The sequence below is a fragment of the Rothia sp. HMSC068F09 genome (assembly GCF_001812775.1).
Classification (GTDB): Bacteria; Actinomycetota; Actinomycetes; order Actinomycetales; family Micrococcaceae; genus Rothia; species Rothia mucilaginosa_A.
The window spans coordinates 25483-49569 of sequence record NZ_KV810425.1; the positions used below are offsets into that span (position 1 = coordinate 25483).

21 protein-coding genes are annotated in these 24087 nt (G+C 63.7%); 19 read left to right on the forward strand and 2 right to left on the reverse strand.

What is annotated here, in order from left to right; all coding sequences use genetic code 11:
* Positions 1-699: hypothetical protein (locus HMPREF2874_RS09380; RefSeq protein ID WP_070649133.1), on the reverse strand; the 699-nt coding region annotated here is incomplete at its 3' end.
* Between the two features lie 292 nt (positions 700-991).
* Here HMPREF2874_RS09380 and pyrR point away from each other — a divergent pair.
* From pyrR to rpsT, 19 genes are all read left to right on the forward strand, one after another.
* Complete coding sequence (pyrR, locus tag HMPREF2874_RS04825) at positions 992-1660, forward strand: bifunctional pyr operon transcriptional regulator/uracil phosphoribosyltransferase PyrR (RefSeq protein WP_070599989.1); 669 nt, start codon at positions 992-994, stop codon at positions 1658-1660.
* Positions 1657-2658 (forward strand): aspartate carbamoyltransferase catalytic subunit, encoded by a 1002-nt coding sequence (locus HMPREF2874_RS04830; protein ID WP_049354673.1) that lies wholly within the window; start codon positions 1657-1659, stop codon positions 2656-2658. Before pyrR ends, HMPREF2874_RS04830 begins: the two co-directional genes overlap by 4 nt.
* Positions 2659-2688: 30 nt before the next feature.
* Positions 2689-3990 (forward strand): dihydroorotase, encoded by a 1302-nt coding sequence (locus HMPREF2874_RS04835; protein ID WP_070506251.1) that lies wholly within the window; start codon positions 2689-2691, stop codon positions 3988-3990.
* Positions 3991-4134: 144 nt separating this feature from the next.
* Positions 4135-4674 (forward strand): PH-like domain-containing protein, encoded by a 540-nt coding sequence (locus HMPREF2874_RS04840; RefSeq protein ID WP_005508722.1) that lies wholly within the window; start codon positions 4135-4137, stop codon positions 4672-4674.
* Positions 4675-4851: 177 nt separating this feature from the next.
* The gene (gene carA / locus HMPREF2874_RS04845) at positions 4852-6039 is read left to right on the forward strand and encodes a glutamine-hydrolyzing carbamoyl-phosphate synthase small subunit (RefSeq protein WP_049327218.1); all 1188 of its coding nucleotides are present in this window, start codon (positions 4852-4854) and stop codon (positions 6037-6039) included.
* Positions 6040-9366 carry a carbamoyl-phosphate synthase large subunit gene (carB, locus tag HMPREF2874_RS04850; RefSeq protein ID WP_070649134.1) on the forward strand — a complete coding sequence of 1109 codons (3327 nt, stop codon included), beginning with the start codon at positions 6040-6042 and terminating at the stop codon, positions 9364-9366.
* Entirely contained in the window at positions 9366-10223 is an 858-nt protein-coding gene (gene pyrF, locus HMPREF2874_RS04855; RefSeq protein WP_070649135.1) for an orotidine-5'-phosphate decarboxylase, read from the forward strand. Before carB ends, pyrF begins: the two co-directional genes overlap by 1 nt.
* Before the next feature lie 345 nt (positions 10224-10568).
* Positions 10569-10949 carry an integration host factor, actinobacterial type gene (mihF, locus tag HMPREF2874_RS04860; protein WP_049334257.1) on the forward strand — a complete coding sequence of 127 codons (381 nt, stop codon included), beginning with the start codon at positions 10569-10571 and terminating at the stop codon, positions 10947-10949.
* A gap of 45 nt (positions 10950-10994) precedes the next feature.
* The gene (gmk, locus tag HMPREF2874_RS04865; protein ID WP_049334256.1) at positions 10995-11552 is read left to right on the forward strand and encodes a guanylate kinase; all 558 of its coding nucleotides are present in this window, start codon (positions 10995-10997) and stop codon (positions 11550-11552) included.
* A gap of 212 nt (positions 11553-11764) precedes the next feature.
* Positions 11765-12223, forward strand: coding sequence for a DNA-directed RNA polymerase subunit omega (rpoZ, locus tag HMPREF2874_RS04870; RefSeq protein WP_049343732.1), 459 nt, complete (start codon positions 11765-11767; stop codon positions 12221-12223).
* Between the two features lie 38 nt (positions 12224-12261).
* On the forward strand, positions 12262-13683 hold the full coding sequence (locus HMPREF2874_RS04875) for a bifunctional phosphopantothenoylcysteine decarboxylase/phosphopantothenate synthase (protein WP_070649136.1): 1422 nt from the start codon (positions 12262-12264) through the stop codon (positions 13681-13683).
* A 275-nt stretch (positions 13684-13958) separates the two neighbouring features.
* The gene (gene rapZ, locus HMPREF2874_RS04880; RefSeq protein ID WP_049334253.1) at positions 13959-14870 is read left to right on the forward strand and encodes an RNase adapter RapZ; all 912 of its coding nucleotides are present in this window, start codon (positions 13959-13961) and stop codon (positions 14868-14870) included.
* Between the two features lie 97 nt (positions 14871-14967).
* Positions 14968-16020 (forward strand): gluconeogenesis factor YvcK family protein, encoded by a 1053-nt coding sequence (yvcK, locus tag HMPREF2874_RS04885; RefSeq protein WP_049343726.1) that lies wholly within the window; start codon positions 14968-14970, stop codon positions 16018-16020.
* A 112-nt stretch (positions 16021-16132) separates the two neighbouring features.
* Positions 16133-17098, forward strand: coding sequence for a DNA-binding protein WhiA (gene whiA / locus HMPREF2874_RS04890; protein WP_049334251.1), 966 nt, complete (start codon positions 16133-16135; stop codon positions 17096-17098).
* Positions 17099-17386: 288 nt separating this feature from the next.
* Complete coding sequence (locus HMPREF2874_RS04895; RefSeq protein WP_070649137.1) at positions 17387-18565, forward strand: ComEA family DNA-binding protein; 1179 nt, start codon at positions 17387-17389, stop codon at positions 18563-18565.
* Entirely contained in the window at positions 18565-20589 is a 2025-nt protein-coding gene (locus tag HMPREF2874_RS04900; protein WP_083309848.1) for a ComEC/Rec2 family competence protein, read from the forward strand. The genes HMPREF2874_RS04895 and HMPREF2874_RS04900 overlap by 1 nt, the downstream gene beginning before the upstream one ends.
* 48 nt (positions 20590-20637) lie before the next feature.
* Positions 20638-21672 carry a DNA polymerase III subunit delta gene (gene holA, locus HMPREF2874_RS04905; RefSeq protein ID WP_070649139.1) on the forward strand — a complete coding sequence of 345 codons (1035 nt, stop codon included), beginning with the start codon at positions 20638-20640 and terminating at the stop codon, positions 21670-21672.
* Positions 21673-21687: 15 nt separating this feature from the next.
* Positions 21688-22323 carry a type II toxin-antitoxin system PemK/MazF family toxin gene (locus HMPREF2874_RS04910; RefSeq protein ID WP_070649140.1) on the forward strand — a complete coding sequence of 212 codons (636 nt, stop codon included), beginning with the start codon at positions 21688-21690 and terminating at the stop codon, positions 22321-22323.
* 261 nt (positions 22324-22584) lie between these two features.
* The gene (rpsT, locus tag HMPREF2874_RS04915) at positions 22585-22848 is read left to right on the forward strand and encodes a 30S ribosomal protein S20 (protein WP_049346199.1); all 264 of its coding nucleotides are present in this window, start codon (positions 22585-22587) and stop codon (positions 22846-22848) included.
* 166 nt (positions 22849-23014) lie between these two features.
* On the opposite strand, the gene HMPREF2874_RS04920 is transcribed toward rpsT, so the two are convergent.
* Entirely contained in the window at positions 23015-24070 is a 1056-nt protein-coding gene (locus tag HMPREF2874_RS04920; RefSeq protein WP_070649141.1) for a tyrosine-type recombinase/integrase, read from the reverse strand.
* Positions 24071-24087 lie beyond the last annotated feature (17 nt).

The window sequence follows — 24087 nt, forward strand, 5'->3', positions numbered from 1 at the left end:
TTGAGCGGGTGCGGTTGCCTCGTTCGTAGCATCTGCTTCGCCTCCGCAACCCTCATGAAGGGTCTCAGACTTGATAACAACAAACGCATTATCTTCAGAACGGCGAACAACAAAGACCCGTCGCGTTAGCTGCGGGTCCTTAAATTTCTTACCCTCAGCAGAGCGAACGTTGCTCCAGTCTTCACAGAACGTGATGGTTGCGCCGGTGTTGTATGAGACAGAACCATCGTCGTTCATGGTTCCATAGGTGACTGGATCGATGTTATTGAAGGCAATTTCGCCCTTGATAGGACCGTGGTTTTCTTCTGTGAACTTTTGAATATTCTCCACTTCTTCCTTTGTGTCTTCCAGGAAGTTTTTATGCACGTATCGGAGCAGCTCTTCATCGCTCGTGTGCTCCATGCTCCCATGCATCCATGCATTCCAAACGCGTCGGTACTGTTCCAACGCATCGTATGCGGCCTTGAGGGTCGCATCTGCTGCTTCCTTCGACGGGTTATCCAAATCAACGTTCGCACGAATCAGCACGGGCTCATAACCCGTCGGGGTGGGCGAAGGAGTGGCAGTTGCAGAAGCTTCAGCGCTTGCGGAAGTTGAAGTGCTCGATTCTGCGCTGACCTGCGTGCCGCCGGAACAAGCGGACAGGGTGAGCATCATTGCCGCAGAGAGCGCGGCAATAGAACTACGGTTAAACATCATTGTTGGTTCTTTTCTGGTGTGTGGTTGTGTAAACCGCAGAATTATCCATACAGCAACGTGTGGAATTCAGCGGAATGTTATCGGTTGATGCCATTACCCTAACATATATCCACGGAGTGCACACCCTGCTTTATTCTTTGTCCATTTAGAGACTCGGTGTGCGCTTCATTTCTGCAGCCGCCTCACCGTGAGCGGACTCTCGCCGAACCTGAACGTAGCCTGTGAACTGTGGTACCCTACTAGAAGCACAAAACCTTTAAATCCGTCCCGTGAGGCGGGGAAGGAGACGGCTATGCCTGGGTCAACTGTACCCACATCCGGCGCGAATCAGGGGCGAAATGTAACCGCAGCCCCCCATTCGGCAACCCCTCAAAACGCCTCCGAGGACGCGACCACCGTCGGCCGCACCATCCTCAGCGAGGACGAAATCCGCCGCGCCCTCACCCGCATCGCCTACGAAATTATTGAAACCAATAAAGGCGTAGAAAACCTCGTACTCATCGGCATCCGCTCCCGCGGCGTGCCCCTCGCCGTACGACTCGCCGCCCGCATCCAAGCCATCGAGCCGAACTTCAACGCAGAAACACGACTCGGCGCCCTGGACATCACCGCCTACCGCGACGACCAGCGAACCGGCGGCACCACCTCCCCAGATACCGCAGGGGAGAGCATTATGCCCAGCATCGGCATTGAAGGTAAAACCGTAGTCCTCGTTGACGACGTCCTCTACTCCGGCCGCACCGTACGCGCCGCCCTCGACGCACTCAACGCCCACGGACGACCCGCCCTCGTACGCCTGGCAGTCCTCGTAGACCGCGGACACCGGCAACTACCCATCCGCGCCGACCACGTGGGCAAAAACCTGCCCACCAGCGCCAGCGAAACCGTGCGCGTCGTACTGACTGAAACCGACAACGCAACAGACCGAGTTGACATTATCCAGCTGGGAGGGCTCTCATGAAGCATCTGCTCGACACCCGCGAACTAACCCGCGAAGAAGCCATCGAAATCCTTGACGTCGCCGACTACATGGCGCAGGTCAAAGCCGAAAACCGCACCCTGAACGTGCTCAACGGCAAGACCGTCGTCAACCTCTTCTTCGAGGACTCCACCCGAACCCGCCTCTCCTTCGAAGCCGCAGAGAAGCGCCTGGGCGCCGCCGTCACCAACTTCTCCGCATCTGGCTCCTCCCTGTCTAAGGGCGAGTCGCTCAAGGACACCGCGCAGACCCTCAAGGCGATTGCCGCGGATGCGTTCGTGATCCGCCACTCGGCATCCGGCGCACCGCAGCGCCTCGCCGAAGCAGGCTGGACCGACATTCCCGTGCTCAACGCGGGCGACGGCACCCACGCACACCCCACCCAGGCACTGCTCGACGCCGTATCCCTGCGCCAGTACAAGGCAGAACGCGACGGCCTCGACAGCCCCCGCGGCACCGACCTGTCCGGCATGCGTGTGCTCATCGTCGGCGACATCCTGCACTCGCGTGTGGCACGCTCCAACCTCTGGCTGCTGACCACCCTCGGCGCGCAGGTCGTCTTCGTCGCACCGCCGACCCTGCTACCGCTGAACACCGCCTCCTGGGTTGAAGAAGCCGGCCTGGAAATCTTCCACGACTTCGACGAAGCCATCGCCACCAACCCCGACGCCGTCATGCTGCTGCGCATCCAGAAGGAACGCATGAACGCCGCGTACTTCCCCTCCGCCGAGGAGTACACCGACCTGTGGGGCCTGACCGCCGAACGCTTCGCAACCCTGCAGGCACAGCCGCAGCCGGTCGCGATCCTGCACCCGGGCCCCATGAACCGCGGCCTGGAAATCTGCACCGAAGCCGCCGACGCCACCAACTCCTGGGTCCTGCGCCAGGTCAGCAACGGCGTGGCGCTGCGCATGGCGGTGCTCTACCTGCTTCTGACCGACGGCTCCAGCGCCAAGCTCTACGCCGGCGACGAATCCTAAACGACCTTCCTAACGAGAGGAACCAACACCATGAGCAAGTACCTGATTAAGGGCGCAAGCCTCTACGGCGAAAAGGTCGCCGACATCCTCATCGAGGACGGCGTGATTAGCCGCATCGCAGAGAACATTGACGCCGCAGACGCACAGGTCGTCGAGGCGGCAGGCCAGGTGGCACTGCCCGGCCTGGTCGACATCCACACCCACCTGCGTCAGCCCGGCTACGAGGCATCCGAAACCGTCGAGACCGGCACCCGCGCAGCAGCCCTGGGCGGCTACACCGCAGTGTTCGCCATGGCAAACTCCATGCCCGTGGCAGACACCGCCGCAGTCGTTGAGCAGGTTGACCGCCTCGGCAAGGAATCCGCATGGTGCCGCGTGCAGCCCATCGGCGCAGTAACCGTGGGCCTGAAGGGCGAGCGCCTCTCCGACATCGGCGGCATGGCGAACTCCACCGCGAACGTGCGCGTGTTCTCTGACGACGGCATGTGCGTGTACGACCCCGCAGTGATGCGCCGCGCCCTCGAATACGTCAAGACCTTCGACGGCGTTATTGCGCAGCACGCGCAGGAGCCGCGCCTGACCGAAGGCGCCCAGATGAACGAAGGTAAGGTGTCCGCTGACCTGGGCCTGACCGGTTGGCCCGCCGTCGCTGAAGAGGCAATCATTGCCCGCGACGTGCTGCTGGCTGAGCACCTGGACTCCAAGCTGCACATCTGCCACCTGTCCACCAAGGGCTCCATTGAGGTTGTGCGCTGGGCTAAGTCCCGCGGCGTGAAGGTGACCGCGGAGGCAACCCCGCACCATCTGCTGCTCACCGATGAGACCGCACGCACCTACGACCCGATTTTCAAGGTGAACCCGCCGCTGCGCACCGAAGAGGACGTCATGGCGCTGCGTCAGGCTGTTGCTGACGGCATCATCGACGTGATCGGTACCGACCACGCACCGCACCCGGCAGAGACCAAGGAATGCGAGTGGGCGTGCGCCGCGAACGGTATGACCGGCCTGGAGCAGGCACTGTCCATCATCCAGATGACCCTGGTTGACACCGGCATGATTACCTGGCGCGATGTGGCGCGCATCCTCTCCGAGGAGCCCGCGAAGATTGGTCGCCTGGACCACGAGCAGGGCCGCCCGCTTGCCGAAGGCGAACCGGCAAACATTGTGCTGGTCGACCCGAAGGCAACCCGCGTCATCAAGCCGGAGGAGCAGGCAACCAAGGGTAAGAACAACCCCTACCGCGACATGGAGGTGCCCGGCTCGATCCGTGCAACCTTCTACGCTGGCCACCCGACCGTGCTGAACGGCGAGCTGGCAACCCCGCGCCGCTAAACCCGCGAGGCGAACGTACGTGGTGACCGTGCCTGGCGGTGGTAGGTTCACGCCTGCCACCGCCTCGCCGGGAGCACCGCCCCCAACCTCACCAACCCAGGCCGAGATCATCGACCGAGACCCCAACCGAAAGAGAGAACCTTCGTGGGAAAGTTCCTGACCGCCGTCATCTGCATCGCCCTGGTCGCCCTGTGCATCTACGGCATGTGGCACGGATGGCGCTCGCGCCTGGCACGCCAGGCGAACATGTTCGGCTCCCTCAAGGAAGTTCCCGAACGCTACGAGGGCATGACCGCTGACGCCGCTTTCGAGGGCGAGTACGTCAGCACCACGATCTTCGGTAACTGGCTGGACCGCGTGGGTTTCGATTCGCTCGGCTTCAAGAGCAAGTCCACCCTGCTGATTTACCCGGACAGCATCATCTTCACCCGTAACGGCGCGAAGGACCTGTGGATCCCGGCGAAGAAGCTCGCAGTCATCACCACCGACCGTGGTATGGCGGGCAAGGTTGTGGAGAAGAACGGCCTGGTCGTGATTGGTTGGACCCTGGACGGTCACCGCGTGCAGACCGGCTTCCGCACCCGCTACGCCGAGGATAAGCAGGCGGTACTGCGGGAGCTGCGTCGCATCGCCCCGAACGCTGTGGATGCGCCTGAGAAGTGGGCGGCAGAACCGGAAGCCTAAATCCCGGTGTAATATCCCGGCGCAATATCGCGGTGTAATATCCCTGCGCACCCACCCCCAAGATTTTGCCCCACGGCAGGCGAACACCCGCCGAAGGCACCATAGACTACCCCGGAACCTGCACGGTAGAGGCCGTACAGGAAGCGGGGGAGAACACCAGAGAAAAGGAAGAAGAGCATGACTGACATGACACGATCCGGCGCCCTGCGTACGGACCGCGCGCTGCTCGTCCTGGAGGACGGCACCGTCTACCGCGGCTATGGCTACGGCGCAACCGGCGCGTCCCTGGGCGAGGCGGTTTTCTCGACCGGTATGACCGGCTACCAGGAAACCCTGACCGACCCCTCCTACGCGGGTCAGATTGTGGTTCAGACCGCTCCCCATATCGGCAACACCGGCGTGAACACCACCGACGCTGAGTCCCGCAAGATTTGGGTTGCCGGCTACGTGGTTCGCGACGCAGCACGCGTGGCATCCAACTGGCGTTCTGAGCGCACTCTCGACGAAGAGCTCATCGAGCAGGGCATCGTCGGTATTCAGGGCATTGACACTCGCGCCCTGACCCGCCGCCTGCGTTCGAGCGGTTCGATGCGTGCGGGCGTGTTCTCCGGTGAGCACGCAGAACGCCCCGAAGCTGAACTGCTGGAGGAGGTGCGCGCCTCCGAGCCGATGGCTGGCCGTAAGCTCGCTGACTCCGTTTCGGTTGACACCGCCTACACCGTTGAGCCGCACCAGTTCAACTGGTTCGCACCCCCGGTCGCAACCATCGTCGCCCTGGACCTGGGCATCAAGTCGATGACCCCGCAGCGTTTCGCTGAGCGTGGCGTGCGCGTGCACGTGCTGCCCGCAAGCGCAACCCTCGAGGACATCTACTCCCACAACCCCGACGGCGTGTTCTTCTCCAACGGCCCCGGTGACCCGGCAACCGCTGACGAGCAGGTTGAGCTGCTGCAGGGCGTGCTGCGTAAGGGCACCCCGTTCTTCGGCATCTGCTTCGGTAACCAGCTGCTCGGCCGCGCCCTGGGCTTCGGCACCTACAAGCTGCCCTTCGGTCACCGCGGCATCAACCAGCCGGTCATGGACAAGACCACCGGCAAGGTTGAAATCACCGCGCAGAACCACGGCTTCGCTGTGGACGCGCCGATTGGCGACTACGTGACCGCACCGAACGCCGAGTTCGGTCAGGTCATGGTCTCCCACGTGGGTCTGAACGACAACGTGGTTGAGGGCCTGACCTGTAAGGATATCCCCGCGTTCTCCGTGCAGTACCACCCCGAGGCTGCTGCGGGCCCGCACGATTCCGCCTACCTCTTTGACCGTTTCATCGACCTGATGGTCGCAACCAAGACTGCAAAGGAAGCATAAATGCCTCGTCGTACTGACCTTAATAGCGTCCTCGTCATCGGTTCCGGCCCCATCGTCATCGGTCAGGCTGCGGAATTCGACTACTCCGGCACTCAGGCGCTGCGCGTGCTGAAGGAGGAGGGCGTGCGCGTCATCCTCGTGAACTCGAACCCGGCAACTATCATGACCGACCCCGAGTTCGCGGACGCCACCTACATTGAACCCATCACCCCCGAGGTGATTGAGAAGATCATCGAGAAGGAAAAGCCGGACGCAATCCTGCCGACCCTGGGTGGTCAGACCGCACTGAACGCGGCTATCTCCCTGGATGAGCGCGGCGTGCTCTCCAAGTACAATGTTGAGCTGATCGGCGCGAACATTGAGGCGATTAACCTCGGTGAGGACCGTGAAGCATTCAAGGGCGTGGTGGAGCGCGCCGGCGGCGAGTCTGCACGCTCGGTGATTGTTCACTCCATGCCGGAGGCGCTGGAAGCCGCTAAGGAGCTGGGCTACCCGATGGTGGTCCGCCCCTCCTTCACCATGGGTGGTCTCGGCTCGGGTATGGCGTACAACGAGGAAGACCTCTACCGTATTGCCGGTGCCGGTATTCAGTACTCGCCGACCAGCGAGGTCCTGCTGGAGGAGTCCATCCTCGGCTGGAAGGAATACGAGCTGGAGATGATGCGTGACACCAACGACAACGTCGTGGTCGTCTGCTCCATCGAAAACTTCGACCCCGTGGGCGTGCACACCGGTGACTCCATCACCGTGGCACCCGCACTGACCCTGACCGACCGTGAGTTCCAGAAGCTGCGCGACATCGCGATCAACGTGATTCGTGAGGTTGGCGTGGACACCGGTGGTTGTAACATCCAGTTCGCGATTGACCCGAAGACTGGTCGCATCATCGTCATTGAGATGAACCCGCGTGTGTCTCGTTCCTCGGCGCTCGCGTCGAAGGCTACCGGCTTCCCGATTGCGAAGATTGCGACCAAGCTGTCCCTGGGTTACACCCTGGATGAGATTCCGAACGATATCACCCAGAAGACCCCGGCGTCCTTCGAGCCGACCCTCGACTACGTGGTTGTGAAGGTTCCGCGCTTCGCGTTTGAGAAGTTCCCGGCTGCTGACCCGACTCTGACCACCACCATGAAGAGTGTTGGTGAGGCTATGGCTCTGGGCCGTAACTTCACTGAGGCTCTGCAGAAGGCGATGCGTTCGCTGGAGCAGAAGGGTGCGTCCTTCTCGTTCAAGCCGCTGTCCCTGTCTGAGGCTGAGCTGGCTGAGCTGATCGAGAAGACTAAGGTTCCGACCACTCAGCGTATTTACCAGGTTCAGCAGGCTCTGCTGGCTGGCGCTACCGTGGAGCAGCTGCACGAGGCTACCAAGATTGACCCGTGGTTCCTGGATCAGCTGGTGCTGCTGAATGAGGTTGCCGGCGTGGTTCACGCTAAGCGTGACAACCTTGACCCGGAGACCCTGAAGCTGGCTAAGCGTCACGGTTTCTCGGACGCTCAGATTGCTGAGATTATCGGCTCTTCTGAGGATGTCGTGCGCGGTGTTCGCCACGCTCTGGGTATCCGCCCGGTCTTCAAGACTGTTGACACCTGTGCAGCCGAGTTTGAGGCGTTCACTCCGTACCACTACTCCTCCTACGACCTGGAGGATGAGGTTGCTCACCACGAGAAGCCCTCGATTATGATTCTGGGTTCGGGCCCGAACCGCATCGGTCAGGGTATCGAGTTCGACTACTCGTGCGTGCACGCTTCGCTGGTGCTGCGTTCGCTGGGTTACGAGACCGTCATGGTCAACTGCAACCCCGAGACCGTTTCGACTGACTACGATATTTCGACTCGCCTGTACTTTGAGCCGCTCACCCTTGAGGATGTGCTTGAGATTGTTGAGTCGGAGCGTCGTACCGGCGGCCTGATGGGCGTGTTCGTTCAGCTGGGCGGTCAGACCCCGCTGAAGCTGGCTCGTGCCCTGAAGGATGCGGGCGTGCCGATTCTGGGCACCACCCCCGAGGCTATTGACCTGGCCGAGGACCGCGGCGAGTTCTCCCGCGTGCTGGAGGAGGGCGGCCTGATTTCGCCCAAGAACGGTACCGCGTTCACTTTCGAGGGTGCTAAGCGCATCGCTGATGAGATTGGTTACCCGGTTCTGGTTCGTCCTTCGTACGTGCTGGGCGGCCGTGGCATGGAGATCGTCTACGATGAGGCGAACCTGGCTCGCTACCTGGAGAACGCTACCGAGGTTTCGCCTTCGCAGCCTGCTCTGATTGATAAGTTCCTTGAGGACGCTATCGAGATTGACGTTGACGCCCTGTTCGACGGCGAGGAGCTGTACTTGGGTGGCGTCATGGAGCACATTGAGGAAGCCGGTATTCACTCGGGTGACTCTTCTTGTACTCTGCCTCCGATTACTCTCGGCCCGGACATCATTGCGAAGGTGAAGGACGCTACCGAGAAGATTGCTCGCGGCACCGGTGTGCGCGGTCTGATTAACATTCAGTTCGCGTACGTGTCTGAGAACCTGTACGTGATTGAGGCGAACCCGCGTGCGTCTCGTACTGTTCCGTTCGTGTCGAAGGCTACCGGCGTGCAGATGGCTAAGGCTGCTGTGCTGATTGGTCTGGGTAAGAGCATTGCTGAGCTGAAGGCTGAGGGCTACCTGCCGTCGAACATGGATGGCGCATCCCTGCCGGAGGAGACCGCGATTGCTGTGAAGGCTGCGGTTCTGCCGTTCGCTCGTTTCCGCACCCCTGAGGGTGTTGTGGTGGATTCGCTGCTGAGCCCGGAGATGCGTTCGACCGGTGAGGTCATGGGTCTGGATAAGCACTATGACACCGCGTTCGCGAAGGCTCAGGCTGGTGCTGGTTCGCCGCTGCCCACCTCCGGTAAGGTGTTCATTTCGGTGGCTAACCACGATAAGCGTAACGTCATTATTTACGCGAAGATGCTGGAGTCGCTGGGCTTTGAGATCGTTTCGACCGGTGGTACCGCTGAGATTCTGCGCCGTAACGGCCTGAACTCGGTGATTGTGGCTTCGAAGTTCGCTGAGGCGAATGGCGACCACTCGATCGTGGACATGGTCCGCAACGGTGACATCGACCTGATTCTGAACACCCCCGCCGGTGGTGCCGCTCGTAGCGACGGCTACGAGATTCGTGCCGCCGCCGTGTCGGTCGGCTGCCCGGTGATGACCACCATCTCCGAGTTCGCCGCCGCCGTTCAGGCGATTACCGCTCTGCGCGAGCACAGCTGGGACATCATGAGCCTGCAGGAGCACGACGTCAAGCTGGCCGCCGCCGTGGACGCTCGCCTGGCTTCCGAGGGTGGCGAGGCGTAATGTCCGCTTCCTTTGGTGACCGCCTGGCGAAGGCGATGGCCGAGCGCGGCCCGCTGTGCGTGGGCATTGACCCGCACCCGAACTTGCTGGAGCAGTGGGGCCTGGAGGATTCCGCCGAGGGCCTGGCCGCCTTCACCGAGGCCGTGTACGAGGGTTGCGCACCCTTCGCGGCCGCGCTGAAGCCGCAGGTGGCGCTGTTTGAGCGTCACGGTTCTGCCGGCCTGGCCGTGCTGGAGGCGCTGTTCGCCCGCGCCGCCGCCGACGGCGTGCTGATTGTGGCTGACGCGAAGCGCGGCGACATCGGCTCGACCATGAAGGCCTACGCGGATGCGTGGCTCGGCTCCTCCTCGCCGCTGGGTGCCGATTCGGTGACGCTGAGCCCGTACCTGGGTTTTGAGTCGCTGCGTCCGGCGCTGGATTTGGCCGCCCAGAACGACCGCGGAACCTTCGTACTGGCGCTGACCTCGAACCCCGAGGGTAAGAGCGTGCAGCACGTGGGCGCCTCGGAATCCGAGGGCGCCGTGGCCAAGCGCATTATTGCCGCGGCGGTAGCCGAGAACGCGTCCCGTCAGTGGGAGCAGATGGGTCCGTGCGGCCTGGTGGTCGGTGCGACCGTCGGCCAGGCGCTGGTTGACCTGGGCATTGACCTGGGCTCCTTCAACGGCCCGATTCTGTCGCCCGGTTACGGCGCGCAGGGTGCCTCGGCGGCTGATCTGTACCGCGTGTTCGCGGGTGTTGAGTCGCAGGTGCTGGTGAACTCCAGCCGCGGTGTGCTCTCTGCTGGCCCGTCGGTTGAGGCTCTGGCGCAGGCGGCTCAGGCTGCCCGCGACGACCTGCTGGCTGCCCGCGGCGCATAGTCCGCACTCAGCGTATAGCTAAGCCTAGATGGGGCGCGCACCCCGGTCGGTTCCTTCGGGAGCTCGGCCGGGGTGCGCGCCCTTTTCTGTGTCCGCGAAGGTGGGGGAGGGGCCGCGCATCCGGCAGTGTGACCAAACAGTATCGGTCCCGCCCGTGCGTGGCTTTTGATCGGGCGATGACTCCGCTATGCTAGGAAGAGTGCTTCCGGAATTTACGTGCTGACGTGCGTAGACGCATTGTTGGTGCGTGGGGAGCACCGCGAATGGAACGGGGCCTCCCGAGACATTCGTGATACATTAGTTGATAAGTAAAATTCAATACTCGCAGAAATGGGGGACCCAACCATGCCGCTGACTCCGCTAACCGAGGATGCGCGCGCCTCCGCCCGCGAGAAGGCAGTACTTGCCCGAGCACACCGCCAGGAAATTAAGCGTGCACTGAGTGAACGTGAGCTTTCCGTACGTCAGGTTCTCGATATGGTCGATTCCGACCCTGCACTGGCTAAAATGCCGGTGGGGCAGATGCTGCGCGCACTTCCGGGCATTGGTGCCGTTCGAGCAGAACGCATCATTGAAGAACTTCATATTGCGCCGACCCGCCGTCTGGGCGGTCTTGGCGTTCACCAGCGTCGCAAGATGGTGGAGTACTTCAACCGTAATTCGCGGTATCTCAACCGCGCACGTCGCAGGACTGCTGCTCAGTCTTCTGAATCTTCTCAGTCCTAAAGTGTTTGCGCCCCGCGCGTGCGGCGGCGCATCTGGAAGGAAGCTATGTCTCAGCCGACTTTGACCGTTCTGGCCGGCCCCACCGCCGTTGGTAAGGGTACGGTGTGCCAGTACATCCGCGAGAACTATCCGAAGGTGTGGTTCTCGGTGTCCGCAACCACTCGCGATCCTCGCCCCGGTGAGGTCGACGGCGTTCACTACTACTTTGTCTCTATGGACGAGTTTGATCAGATGATTGCCGACGGCCAGATGCTGGAGTACGCGGTGGTGCACGGAAAGAACAAGTACGGCACCCCGCGCGCTAAGGTGCAGGAGGCTCTGGACGCCGGTCACCCGGTGATTCTGGAGATTGACCTGCAGGGCGCTCGCCAGATTCGTGAGACCATGCCTGACGCTCGCCTGATTTTCCTGGCCCCGCCGAGCTGGGATGAGCTGGTGTCGCGTCTGAAGGGCCGCGGTACCGAGAGCGAGCAGGAGCAGGCTCGCCGTCTGGAAACCGCGAAGGTTGAGCTGGCCGCCGAGAAGGAATTTGACGTGACGGTGGTGAACGACAGCGTGGAGCGTGCGGCTCGGGAAATTGCCGAGCTGATTGGCGCCGCGTAGGTCTCCCGCCGTGAGGGGCGGGTCACGCAAAAATAGCGTGACCCGCCCCTTTGCGTCTTCTCCACCATCCGGTACGTGCTTTTTAGCCGCCGAGAGGGTAGAATAGTTCTTTAGTTTTGACCGAGCCCTTCCCGCGCCCACCCGAATCCGAGCGTGGGCACCCCGCGAAGGGCGTTCGGTACGTACATCCATCAAGATTTTTGGAGTTTTTAGTGGCAAACGAAATCAAGGAACACGAGGACTACAACTTCGTTGACGGCGTTACTCCCGAGGGCATCGTGCGCCCCAGCGCAGACTCGCTGATCGAGAAGGCAGAGTCCAAGTACGGCCTGGTGATTTTCGGTGCCCGCCGCGCCCGCCAGATCAACGCGTACTACGCTAACCTGCAGGATTCCAAGAACCCTCACATCGGCCCGCTGGTCGACGCTGACTCGACTGAGAAGTCTCTGTCGGTTGCTATGCGCGAAATCATTACCGACCGCGTTGAGGCTGAGCACAAGCCCGGCACCAAGTTCAACGAGGACGGTTACCCGATCGCTGAAGAGCCGAACGCTCTGATTGACTTCAGCGTCACCGAGTACCCCGACGCTATCGAGGAAGAGTACATTCCCGCCGGTAGCGACGAGGTCATCGCGATTGAAGAGGTCATCCTCGACGACCACGCCGAGTAACGAGCCGACCGGCTAGTTTAAGGATTATCTGACGTACCATGCGCATTATCGTTGGTATGGGAGGGGGCATCGCCGCGTACAAGGCGGCGATGCTCCTTCGCCTTTTTGCGAAGAATGGTGACGAGGTTATCGCCATGCCCACCCCGAACGCGACCAAGTTCGTGGGGGTGCCCACCCTGGAGGCGCTGAGCGGCAACCCCGTTTCGACCGACGTGTTCGAGCGCGTGCCCGAGGTGAACCACGTGCGCCAGGCCGAGCAGGCCGACGCCGTGGTGATTGCCCCGGCCACCGCTGACCTGCTGGCCCGCCTGGCTGCCGGCCGCGCGGATGATTTGCTGTCGGCGACCGTGCTGACCACGCACGCGCCCGTGATTCTGGCCCCGGCCATGCACACGCAGATGTGGGAGAACCCGGCGACCCGCGCGAACGTGCAGACCCTGCGTTCGCGGGGCTACCACGTGATTGAGCCGGCGATTGGCCGTCTGACGGGCCCGGACTCCGGCCCCGGCCGTATGCCCGAACCCGAGGACATCTTCCGCCTGGCGCAGGAGGTCATCGCGCGGTACCCGAAGCGTTCCACGCACCCGGTGTACACGCCCGGCTACGCCCCGACCCAACCCCTGTACGCCGATACGGAGCAGGAGCGCGCGGCCGCCGCACGCCTGGCGACCCTGGGGTCGGTGAGCATCGACGGTCATGGCGGCCCCGAGGCCGTCGAGGGCGCGGCCCGGGAGGTGCCCGCCGCATCCGGTCCGCTGGCCGGCCGTACCGTGGTGATTACCGCCGGCGGCACCCGCGAGCCCCTCGACCCCGTGCGCTACCTGGGTAACCGCTCGACCGGCAAGCAGGGCGTGGCCCTGGCCGAGGCGGCCCGCGACCTGGGCGCGCACGTGCACCTGATCGCCGCGAACATCGAGGTGCCCGCCCCCGAGGGTGTGCGGGTGACCCGAGTTGAGCGCGCCCTGGAGCTGCGCGAGGTCGTCCTGGAGGCGAGCGCATCCGCGGACGTTCTGGTGATGTCCGCGGCGGTGGCCGATTTCAGGCCCGCCGAGTTCGCCGAGTTCAAGATTAAGAAGAGCGCCGATTCCGAGGATGCGCCGGTCATCAACCTGGTGCGCAACCCCGATATCCTGCGTGAGGTTGTGGTGCGTCGCGCTCAGGCTCGGGAGGCCGGTCAGACCTGCATGGGCCCGCAGATTATTGTGGGTTTCGCCGCGGAGACCGGCTCGGCAGAAAAGACCCCGCTGGAGCTGGGCCGCGAGAAGATGCAGCGCAAGGGCGCCGACTTCCTGGCCGTGAACACGGTGGGCGTGAACCTGGGCTTCGGCACGGACGAGAACACGATTACCCTGCTCTCTGCGCTGACCGATGAGGAGCCGGTGCTGATCGGCTCGAAGAAGGACGTTTCGGTGCGCCTGCTGGAGTACGTGAGCGGCTTTTTCGGCCCGGACTGCTCCTAGCCCGCGGCCGTTCCCGCGGCAGACGCATCCGCAGCAGATTCGTAGCGCTCTTCACAACGTTTTCATAACATTTTTACGGCGCTTTTCACGAGCGGAACATTCGACCCGTCGCATTCTTTGCGGCGGGTCGTTTCGCGTTAACGCTCGGGGGAGATGGGGGAGGGGCGACTCTTTTTTGTCATGTCCTGAAATATGTGAGCACGGGCCCGGACCGTCTAATCAAGGTCTTGTATCATGGCTTATAGAGTAGTTCGCGTCAAAGGGGAAGAGACACCATGGCAGACAATCAGCACCATGCCGCCGCACATTCCGTCCAGAGCGATGAGCGCCCGCAGATTCTGGTGATTACCGGTATCTCCGGTGCGGGCCGTAGCACCGTCGCTAACGTGCTCGAGGACGAGGGCTGGTACGTTATCGATAACATCCCCCCGCAGATGCTCGGGTCCCTGGCCGAGCTGGTGACCCGCGACGGCGCTCGCGTGCCGAAGGTGGCTCTCGGTATTGACGTGCGCGCCCGCGCGCTGTTCTCTGATTTGCCGGCCGCCATCGAGACGTTGCGCAAGTCCGATATTGACTTCTCCATGCTCTTCCTGGATGCCAAGGACGAGACCATCATCGCCCGTTACGAGGCTCAGCGCCGCCCGCACCCGCTGCAGGGTGAGGGCCGCGTGCTCGACGGCATCCGCGCCGAGCGCACCCTCTTCGAGGGCCTGCGCCTGGCCTCGGACCGCACGATTGATACGACCGGCATGAACGTTCACGAGCTGGCCCGCACCGTGCGCGAGATGTTCGCCGAGGGTGCGGACAAGAAGCTGAACCTGACCGTCATGAGCTTCGGCTTCAAGTACGGTGCGCCTTCGGACGCCAACTACATGGCCGACATGCGCTTTATTCCGAACCCGCACTGGGTACCCGAACTGCGCCCGCTGACCGGCCAGGACGCCCCCGTGCGCGACTACGTGCTGGAGCACGCCGGCACCGAGGAGTTCATCAGCAACTACCTGGCCGCCCTGCGTCCCGTGCTGGAGGGCTACCGCCGCGAGGGTAAGTACTACGCCACCATCGCGATTGGTTGCACCGGTGGTAAGCACCGCTCGGTGGCCGTGACCGAGGAGCTGGCCCGCCGCCTCTCCGCCTTCCCCGATGTCAACGTGAACGTGCAGCACCGCGACAAGGGCCGCGAATAGCCCCGCAGTACTGACCGGCAACCCATAATCAGCTACCGGTCGCCCTTCGCACCCCGAGCGGAGGGCCGGCCGCTTCCGGGTATGTGAGATACAGACTATGAACACTCATTCAACCAGTTATGACACTCAGGGGATTCCCCGCCTACCCGCGCTCCCGACCCAGGCTCTGCGTCTGCTGAAGACCACGCACCGTTCACCGAAGGTGACGGCCATGGGCGGCGGGCACGGCTTGTACGGATCCCTTTCGGCTCTGCGCCACGTGACCCCCGACCTGACGGCCGTGGTAACCGTGGCGGACGACGGCGGCTCCTCGGGTCGCCTGCGTGAGGAGATGGGTATTCTTCCTCCCGGAGATTTGCGCATGGCGCTCTCGGCGCTCTGCGACGACACCGATTGGGGCCGCACCTGGCGCGACGTCATGCAGCACCGTTTCGCCGCGCCCGAAGGCTACGAGGGGGAGTTCCCCCTGGACTATCACGCACTCGGCAACCTGCTCATCGCGACGCTCTGGCAGCTGCTGGACGACCCGGTGGCCGGCCTGGACTGGGCGGGCGCCCTGCTGAACGCCCGCGGCCGCGTGCTCCCCATGGCCCTGGACCCCATGGTGATTTACGGTACCGTGTTGCGCGAGCACTCCGGTGGCGGAATCGAGCGGGTCAAGGTCGTGGGGCAGGTGAACCTCTCCAAGGAGGAGCGCGTACACGATATTGGCCTGTCCCCGGAGCACGCGCGTCCCTGCCCGGAGGCGCTCTCCGCTATTGAGGAATCCGACTGGATTGTGCTCGGCCCCGGCTCGTGGCGCACCTCGGTTCTGCCGCACCTGCTGCTGGACGCCCAGCGCGAGGCGATTATTCGCACGGAGGCGCGCCGATGCGTGGTCATGAACCTCTCCGACGACAAGGAGACCGTGGGGTTTACCCCGGCAACCCACCTGGAGCTTCTGCGCCAGTACGCGTCCAAGCTGCACCTGGACGCCGTGATTGCCGACGCCGACATGCAGGCCGACCACCGCGCGGGACTCGAGCGCGAGGCCGCCTCGATGGGTGCGAAGGTCGTGTGGGCGCACCTGCGTTCGAGCACCCGGCCGGATGTGCACGATCCGCTGAAGCTCGCCTCCGCGTACAACGAAACCTTCGAGCTGAGCGCTTAGAGGTTTTCTTCGCCCGCTCAGGAAGCGGCGACCCGAATTTTAGCCCGAACTTTACCAGACTGAACTTTTCCGGCCACCCGTGCCGACTACCCGCCCAGAAGGACACCGACCTATGGCATTGACCACCCTCGTCAAAGACGAACTCGCCAGCTATGACGCGCCGAAAATCTCTGCCCGCAAGGCCGAGATTTCAACGATTCTGCGCTTCACCGGCGGTCTGCACATTGTCTCGGGGCGAATCGTGGTGGAATCTGAGGTAGATCACGAGCCCACCGCCCACCGCATGCGCCGCATCATCTCCGAGATTTACGGTCACGACTCCGAGCTCACCAGCGTCACCGGTGGCGGCCTGCGCCGCGGTGGCCGCTACGTGGTGCGCGTGGATCAGGGCGGCGAGGCCCTGGCCCGTCAGACCGGTCTGCTGGATGTGCGCGGTCGCCCCGTGCGCGGCCTGCCGCCGGCCGTGGTCAACGGTTCCCTGCAGGATGCGGAGGCCGTCATGCGCGGCGCATTCCTGGCGCACGGCTCCCTGACCGAGCCGGGCCGTTCCTCCGCACTGGAGTTTACCTGCCCCGGCCCCGAGGCCGCCCTGGCTCTCGTGGGTGCCGCCCGTCGCCTCGACATCATTGCGAAGGCCCGCGAGGTGCGTGGTACCGACCGCGTGGTGGTGCGCGACGGCGAGACCATTGCGCAACTGCTCGAGCGCATGGGCGCGACCGGCACCCTCACCACCTGGCGTGAGGCCCGCACCCGCAAGGAGGTGCGCGCGACCGCCAACCGACTGGCCAACTTTGATGACGCTAACCTGCGCCGTAGCGCCCAGGCCGCCGTGGCGGCCAGCGCCCGCGTGGAGCGCGCCCTCGAAATTCTGGGCGACCAGGCCCCCGAACACCTGCGTTACGCGGGGGAGCTACGCGTGGTGAACAAGCACGCCTCTCTGGACGAGTTGGGTCGCCTGGCCGAGCCGCCCATGACGAAGGACGCGATTGCGGGCCGTATTCGCCGCCTGCTGGTCATGGCCGATAAGCGCGCCGCCGAGCTAGGTATTCCCGGTACCGAGCTGCCGCGCGAGGACTAGGGAGTGGCTGGCTAAGGCCGCGAGCCGATAGGGGCGCCGGACGATTTCACGGGTGTTGAACTATTTTGTGGGTGCCGCGGAAGGTTTTAAGAACGCCGAAAACCCGCGACCTAGCCGCCACGTTTTGACCCCCGTGTTACGTGTGCACGCCGTGCATATTTGAATAAAAGGGTAGATTTTTTCAAAAAGAAGCCTGTGGATTGCGCCTTTTCCCGCCGGGGAAGGAGCGTTATCCACAGGCTTTTCTGCACTCCGGAATAGCCGCGCGCGCAAGCCTAGTGTGGGGGTATGACGAGCATGACCCCCAACCACCGCACTTCCTTTCAGAATCTCCCGCCGCGGGAAGAGCCGCGGGAAGATTCCTCGGCCGAGCGTGCCTTCCCCGAGTTCGCCGACGAAGACGTCCCCGCCGAATACGGGTACCACGTGGCAGATTCACCGGGCGTCACCACGCTGACCGGGGTGCCGCCGCGCACAGCGCGCGAACTCATGAACGGCCTGTACCGCACGCCCGGGCGCGCCCCGGAACCTGCGAACCCCGCGGCCCCCGAAAGCGGTGGGCCCGTCGGGCCCAATCCTTCGGGGCGCGCCGAGGCAATTCCGGACTGCGACCGGGAAGACACCGTGCGCCTGGGCAGCGCATCCCGCGCCGAGGATAGCCCGGAGGCCCCCGACGAATCGGGCGCTCTGGAAGAGCCAGAGGCCCTGGAAGAGTGGGACGATTGGGAGGACTGGGAAGAGGCCGATGCGCCCGGCACCACCCGCAGAACGCGCTGGGGCATCTCGCCGCGCGCCCTGGTACTCGTGGCGCTCATCGTTCTGGCGGTCGTCATCTGGGGAGTCTCGCAGTTCTCGGCGGCACCCCGCAGCGAGCCGGTAGCCCAGGTGCCCGCACCGGCTTCGGGCACCGCGCAGGTGGCGGAGAGCGCGCATCCGACGCCCCAGCCCAGTCAGGCGGCCGAGGTGCGGGTGCACGTGGCCGGGGCCGTCAATAACCCCGGCGTGTACACCCTCCCGGCGAACGGCCGCGCCGTGGACGCCATCGCCGCTGCATCCGGGGCCGCCGCCGATGCCGACCTGGATCGGGTGAACCTCGCCGGCGAGCTGACCGACGGCATGCAGCTCTACGTTCCGCGCCGAGGGGAAACCGCCGCTCCGGCGCCCATTCAACCCAACACCGCGCAGGGAGGGGCTCAGGGGACATCTCAGGGGGGAGGCTCGCAGCCTCAGCGCACCCTCACCCCCTCCGGAGGTACGGGTACTCCCGCCACCTCAGCCCCGGTCAACATCAACACCGCGACCGCCGAGCAGCTGCAGAGCCTGCCGCGCATTGGCCCGGCCATGGCCCAGCGCATTATCGCCTGGCGTGAGGCCCACGGCGGCTTCCGCAGCGTGGATGAGCTGGATGCTGTGCCCGGCATCGGCCCGACCCTGCTCGAGACCCTGCGCCCGTTGGTGACGGTCTGATGGCTCGTACTTTGCCCACCCCGGCCCGCGGAGGCAATTGGATGCGTAGCCCCCACGGCGCTCTCCGGCACGGCTGGGCGGTGCAGGCCGAGCGGTGGGCAGAACGCCGAGGCAGCGAGGAGCTGAGAGCCCAGGGGAGCCTCATCCACCTGGACCTGCGTCTCATCCCGGCCACGCTTACCCTCTGGGGGTTCACCGCGTTGGCCCTAAACCGTGGAACATGGTCGGTACTCCACCCGGCGGCGTGCGTTCTGATTGGGGTGCTGGGGTGCCTGGCTATAGCCTTGCTGGCGCCGAGAGGTGGGGCGGATTCGCGCCTCGCGAAGGCACGGGGGCCCTTCCTCTTCCGCCTTGCGGGCCAGGGGGTGCTGGTTGCCTGCGTCATCGTCGCGCAGGCGGTGCTGCTCTGCGCCACGGGGGTGGATGCCTCCCGCGCCACCCTGCACCAGGCTCAGGGCCGGTCCATTCGCCTGAGCGGCGTCGTGGAACAGGTGCGCCCTATCGATCCGCGCACCACCCTGACGGTCATCAGGCTAGAGGAGGTACAGGGCCGTGCCGTGCGGGCCGCGGTCAACGAGCGGGTGCGGGTGTACGCGCGCACAACCTCCGGCAAGACTCGCCAAGACGCGAAGGGAGGCTCGGGGAATCGGCAGCTGCGGCCCGGAACGAGGGTGACGGCCATCGGCACCGTGGAGTTCGGCGAGGGCCCGTTCACCGCGACGGCTCGCCTGCGCGGAACGCTCTTCGCACAGAACAACAGCTCAACGAGCGGTAACCCCGGTGGCGCGGACCCCCGAGGCATACTGACCGGCCTTAAGGAGCGGCTACGAGCCCACGGCCGGGAGGTTCTCGGAGCAGACTCGGCGGCCATCGTTCTGGGCACTGCCTACGGCGACGACTCCCTCATGAGCGCCACAATCCGTGAAGAGTACAAGCTCAGCGGGCTCAGCCACCTGACGGCGGTTTCCGGGGCGAACATCGCCCTCATGTTTGCTGTCGCCTACCGCCTGATGCTACACGTGCGGCCCTACCGCATCGCCACCGGCTACCTGCACTACCGCTCCTGGGTCGAGCGGCTGAGGAGGCTGGGAGAGTTGCGGCACGGTATCGCCGGGCGGGGTGGTGCACGCACCCGTCCGAGGAGGCACGACGGCACTAGGCACGCGACGGTCACCTCCACCGACCCGGCACCGAGCGCCACCCTTCTTCCGCTCGTACGCAGGCTGAGCCTTCTAAACATTCCGCGCCGGGCCGTGGTGCTCTGCGGCATCGCGGCGGTGCTCGCCTACGCCACGCTCCTGGAGAACGAGGGATCGGTCGTACGTTCCCTCGCCATGGGTCTGCTCGGCGCCTACGCCCTGCTGCGCGGCTCGGGTCGCCAATCGCTGGCCGCACTGCAGGTTACCGTGCTGGCCTGCCTGCTCTTGGCACCTCATCGCGCCCTGGACGCCGGATTCGCCCTCTCCGTCACGGCCACCGCCGCGCTCATCTTGCTGGGCCCGCCCCTGGCGCGCCTTTTCATGCGTGCCCTGCCGGGATTATGGGCGCACGCGCTTGCAACCCCCATCGTGGCCTCCCTGTGGTGCACCCCGCTCATCCTGGCGATGAGCGGTAAGGTGCCGCTCTACGCGGTCCCGGCCAACCTCGCGGCGGCGCCCCTCGCCCCGGTGAGCATGCTCGCCGGGCTGGCTGCTCTGGGATTCCTTGCGACGGGCATGACGCCCCTGGCCGACCTTTGCCTGCGCGTCGGGGGTCTCGCGGCTGCGGGCATCGAACGCATCGCCGTCACCGCGGCCCAAGCCCCCGGAAACCCCTGGGAACCGGGGAGCGACCTGCCGGCGGTGCTCCTGAGCATCGCGGTCGTTGCGGGGCTTAGCGCACTGCTCTGGTGGGCGGATGCGCGCCGCTACCGCACCGTAACCCACCGCCGCTACCTGCGGGTCGTCGCGCGGAGCACCGGCGCGCGAGGTACAGGCGGAAATATCACCGGCAGAAAGGAGGCAACCGGCGCGGAGAGGCTATGATGGATACTCAGCGGAACCCCGCGAGACAAACCCAACAGAAGGCGAGTGATGAGCGTGGCAGGTCAGCGTACACCCCAGCGTGGCCGAGGAGGATACAGCCGCCGCGGCGGCCCGGCCCTCGACACCGCCTGGCGTACCGTCACGCCCGCACCAGCCGTCATGCTCTACGGCCCCGAGGAGTACTTCGCCTCCCGCGCCGCGGCACGTCTGCGTGAGCTCTTCCGCGAGGCGCACCCCGAGGTGGACCGCGTGCAGATGAACGCCGCCTCCTACACGGCGGGGGAGCTGACCCTGCAGGCGTCCCCCTCACTTTTCGGTTCGGCCAAAATCATTGAGGTGGAGAACGTTGCCTCCATGAGCGAGGACTTCCTCACCGATACCCTGGCCTACCTGAAGGCTCCCGAGCCGGACATCATGCTGATTCTGAACCACTCGGGCGGCAACCGAGGCAAGAAGCTCATCGACCTGGTGCGCTCCCAGTTTGTGCTCGTCAATTGCAAGGCGCTCAAAACCGACCGTGAGAAGGGCGAGTTCCTGGCCAGCGAGTTCTCGGCCGCCCGCCGACCCATCACCGGGGGAGCGCTGGCCCTGCTGACCGCTGCCGCATCGGACACCGCTGAGCTGGCCGCCGCCTGCCAGCAGCTGCTCGCCGATATCCCCGGCGAAATCACCGAGGAATCCGTGAACCTCTACTACGGCGGCCGCACCGAGGTCACCGCGTTCCGCGTGAGTGACGCCGCCATCTCGGGTAACGCTCCCGAGGCCCTGCGCCTGCTCCGCCACGCGTTGGCCACCGGCACGGAGCCGATTCCGATGCTCGGCGCGCTCGCCATGCGCATCCGTAATATTGCGCGCGTGCACCACGTGCGTATGAGCGCCAACGAGCTGGCGCGCGAGGTAGGCATGGCGCCGTGGCAGGTTGAGCAGGCTCAGCGAGACGGCCGCCGCTTCACCAGCGCCCAGCTGGCGCATATCGTGCAGCTTCTGGCCGATGCCGACGCCCAGCTCAAGGGAGAATCGCAGGATGCGGTGTACGCCGTGGAGCGCGCGGTGCTGGCGATTGCACTGCCCGCCCGCGACTAGTGCATAATGGTGCGCATGCTTGAATTCCTGAAGAAAATTTTCTTTGCCCTGCTGCCCCACCTGCAGGAGGCGGCGGAGGACATGCTCAACGAGGCGGCCTCCTCTAAGGGCTCCGACGGCTCGCACGAATCGAAGGGCGAGGAACGCCGCGCGTCCTCGCAGACTTCGCCCAAGCCGAGCGCCCCGAAGCCTTCCTCGGCAAAGACCAGCGCGCCCAAGCCGTCCGCACCGGCTTCGACCGTCGCATCCGACGGTTCGGATTACCCGGGCGATTACCGCGACATGATTAACTTTGAGTACTCGCCCTCCCTGGACGGCGACGCCGACCCGGGTGAAATCGTGTGGACCTGGGTTCCCTTCGAGGAGGACCACTCGCAGGGTAAGGACCGTCCGGTGATCCTGGTGGGTCGTGACGGTGAGTACCTGCTGGCGCTGATGATGACCAGCAAGGATCACAATAACCGTGAGCACGCTGATTCGAACTACCTTGATATTGGTTCGGGTCCGTGGGATCCGCAGGGCCGCGCCTCTGAGGTGAAGCTGAACCGTGTGATTCGTGTTCGCCCGGATGCGATGCGCCGTGAGGGTGCGATTATGCCGGAGGATACGTTCCGCCTGATTGCGCGTGCGTGGACTCGCCATAACGGCTAACGCCCTGTGCCGGTAGTTTCACCGGCGACCGGTGCCGATTATCTGTGCCGGATGTGGAGGCTGCGTGTAGCGGTTTTCACAGTATTTTTCTCTCCGCGGGGGTCTGTCGTGGAGGCTGTTCATCTGGTATTATGTGTGGTTGAGTGTCCGATGGTCATCGGGCACTGCTGGCCGGTTGCCATAGGCATCCCCACGCCGCTCAGTCGATGATCGGCCAGCGTCGCCCTCACCGACCAATAAGACAAAACAGAAAGTTTAATTGTGGCTAACATTAAGTCTCAGAAGAAGCGTATCCTCACCAACGAGAAGGCTCGCCTGCGTAACAACGCTGTAAAGTCCGAGCTGAAGACCGCGACCCGCAAGGTCAAGGCTGCTGTTGAGGCACAGAACCAGGAAGCTGCTGTTGAGGCTCTGCGTTTTGTGAACCGTAAGCTGGACAAGGCTGTTTCCAAGGGTGTTCTGCACAAGAAGACCGCTGCAAACAAGAAGTCCGGTCTTGCTGCGCTGGTAAACAAGGCTTTCTAAAACTTGCGGGGTACCTGAGTATCCCTATGGTTTAGGGCAAATACCCCCGAAATCCCTTATTTATAAGGGGTTTCGGGGGTATTTTTTTCATGCCAAAACTGCAAATGGTGACAGTCTAGTAGCAGTTAAGAGAGATATCAAAGTGGGGAGTAAATGGGGACCAAATCTAGCCCGCCAGCCCCTCCAATGCTTCTGCAAACGCCGCCTGCTTACTCCTTTGCACATAGGCAGATCTCGTCATCTCCTCCGACGCATGACCAAGCTGCAAAGACGCCTCAGCCAACCCCAACCGCTCATCCAGGAACGTCGCCGTGGTCTTACGAAGGACATGCCAGGTCACCCACTCCAAATCCGAGCCCTTGAGCGCCCTACCAAGCCATGTCCTCGCCGAATTGTATGCCAGAGACTTACCGCCCTGCTCAAACACGAACACGGCGCCCTCACGGGCCTCTGAACGCCGCCTCCGAAGCACCTCAAGAACAAAGGGCGGCACCTGCAACGTGCGAACCTCATGAGTCTTCGTATCAGCCTGCCAGCCAGCCTTTTGAACGAGCGTGCCGCAAATGGTCACAGTCCCAGCTTCAAGGTCGACATCTTGCCAGCGGATGCCGGCACCTTCACCCCAACGGCACCCAGTACCCAAAAGAACATCAACAAGATCAGGAAGATACCCGCTGTAAGTAGGCGTTGCCTGCAACCCAGATACGAGCCTCCGCAGCTCTTGAACCTGCTCCAGATCCAGCGCTCGCACTTCCTTTTTCTTGGTCTTCACCGGGCGAGTCGCTAGAACCGGGTTATGCGGTAAGGCTCCAAGACGCACCGCCTCATCCAACGCCATTTTGAGCGTCAATCGCTGGTTATACCGCACACTAGGCAAATCAATACCCGCCAGATACGCATCCAGCGCCCCGGCAGTGAGCTCTCTCAGCAGCAAGGAGCCAAGATTCTGAGAAAGGCGCTCAGCCCACAGCTTGTAATTACGCAAGGTGTTCAGCGCCAGCCCATCATCCAACCCAGAAACCCACCGCTCCAGAGCCTCCCTAAGCGTCGTCGCAGAGGACAGCTCAGCACCAGCCACAGGCAGATTCGACAACTTCAACTTCACACGATGCTCAGCCGCCGCACGAGTAGGCCCCTGCGCCGTCACCTCACGCCGCACGCCAGCACTATCACGAAAATAGACGCGCGCCATCCAGCGTTTCGGCTTAATCCGCCGAGCCATAATCTTTCCATGAGAAC

Coding starts and splice junctions, on each gene's coding strand:
- whiA (WP_049334251.1), top strand. CDS start 16,133: ATGGCATTGACCACCCTCGTCAAAGACGAACTCGCCAGCTATGACGCG.
- yvcK (WP_049343726.1), top strand. CDS start 14,968: ATGAACACTCATTCAACCAGTTATGACACTCAGGGGATTCCCCGCCTA.
- carA (WP_049327218.1), top strand. CDS start 4,852: ATGACTGACATGACACGATCCGGCGCCCTGCGTACGGACCGCGCGCTG.
- pyrR (WP_070599989.1), top strand. CDS start 992: ATGCCTGGGTCAACTGTACCCACATCCGGCGCGAATCAGGGGCGAAAT.
- HMPREF2874_RS04920 (WP_070649141.1), bottom strand. CDS start 24,070: ATGGCTCGGCGGATTAAGCCGAAACGCTGGATGGCGCGCGTCTATTTT.
- holA (WP_070649139.1), top strand. CDS start 20,638: ATGAGCGTGGCAGGTCAGCGTACACCCCAGCGTGGCCGAGGAGGATAC.
- carB (WP_070649134.1), top strand. CDS start 6,040: ATGCCTCGTCGTACTGACCTTAATAGCGTCCTCGTCATCGGTTCCGGC.
- gmk (WP_049334256.1), top strand. CDS start 10,995: ATGTCTCAGCCGACTTTGACCGTTCTGGCCGGCCCCACCGCCGTTGGT.
- HMPREF2874_RS04835 (WP_070506251.1), top strand. CDS start 2,689: ATGAGCAAGTACCTGATTAAGGGCGCAAGCCTCTACGGCGAAAAGGTC.
- HMPREF2874_RS04895 (WP_070649137.1), top strand. CDS start 17,387: ATGACGAGCATGACCCCCAACCACCGCACTTCCTTTCAGAATCTCCCG.
- HMPREF2874_RS04900 (WP_083309848.1), top strand. CDS start 18,565: ATGGCTCGTACTTTGCCCACCCCGGCCCGCGGAGGCAATTGGATGCGT.
- rapZ (WP_049334253.1), top strand. CDS start 13,959: ATGGCAGACAATCAGCACCATGCCGCCGCACATTCCGTCCAGAGCGAT.
- HMPREF2874_RS04875 (WP_070649136.1), top strand. CDS start 12,262: ATGCGCATTATCGTTGGTATGGGAGGGGGCATCGCCGCGTACAAGGCG.
- mihF (WP_049334257.1), top strand. CDS start 10,569: ATGCCGCTGACTCCGCTAACCGAGGATGCGCGCGCCTCCGCCCGCGAG.
- HMPREF2874_RS04830 (WP_049354673.1), top strand. CDS start 1,657: ATGAAGCATCTGCTCGACACCCGCGAACTAACCCGCGAAGAAGCCATC.
- pyrF (WP_070649135.1), top strand. CDS start 9,366: ATGTCCGCTTCCTTTGGTGACCGCCTGGCGAAGGCGATGGCCGAGCGC.
- HMPREF2874_RS04910 (WP_070649140.1), top strand. CDS start 21,688: ATGCTTGAATTCCTGAAGAAAATTTTCTTTGCCCTGCTGCCCCACCTG.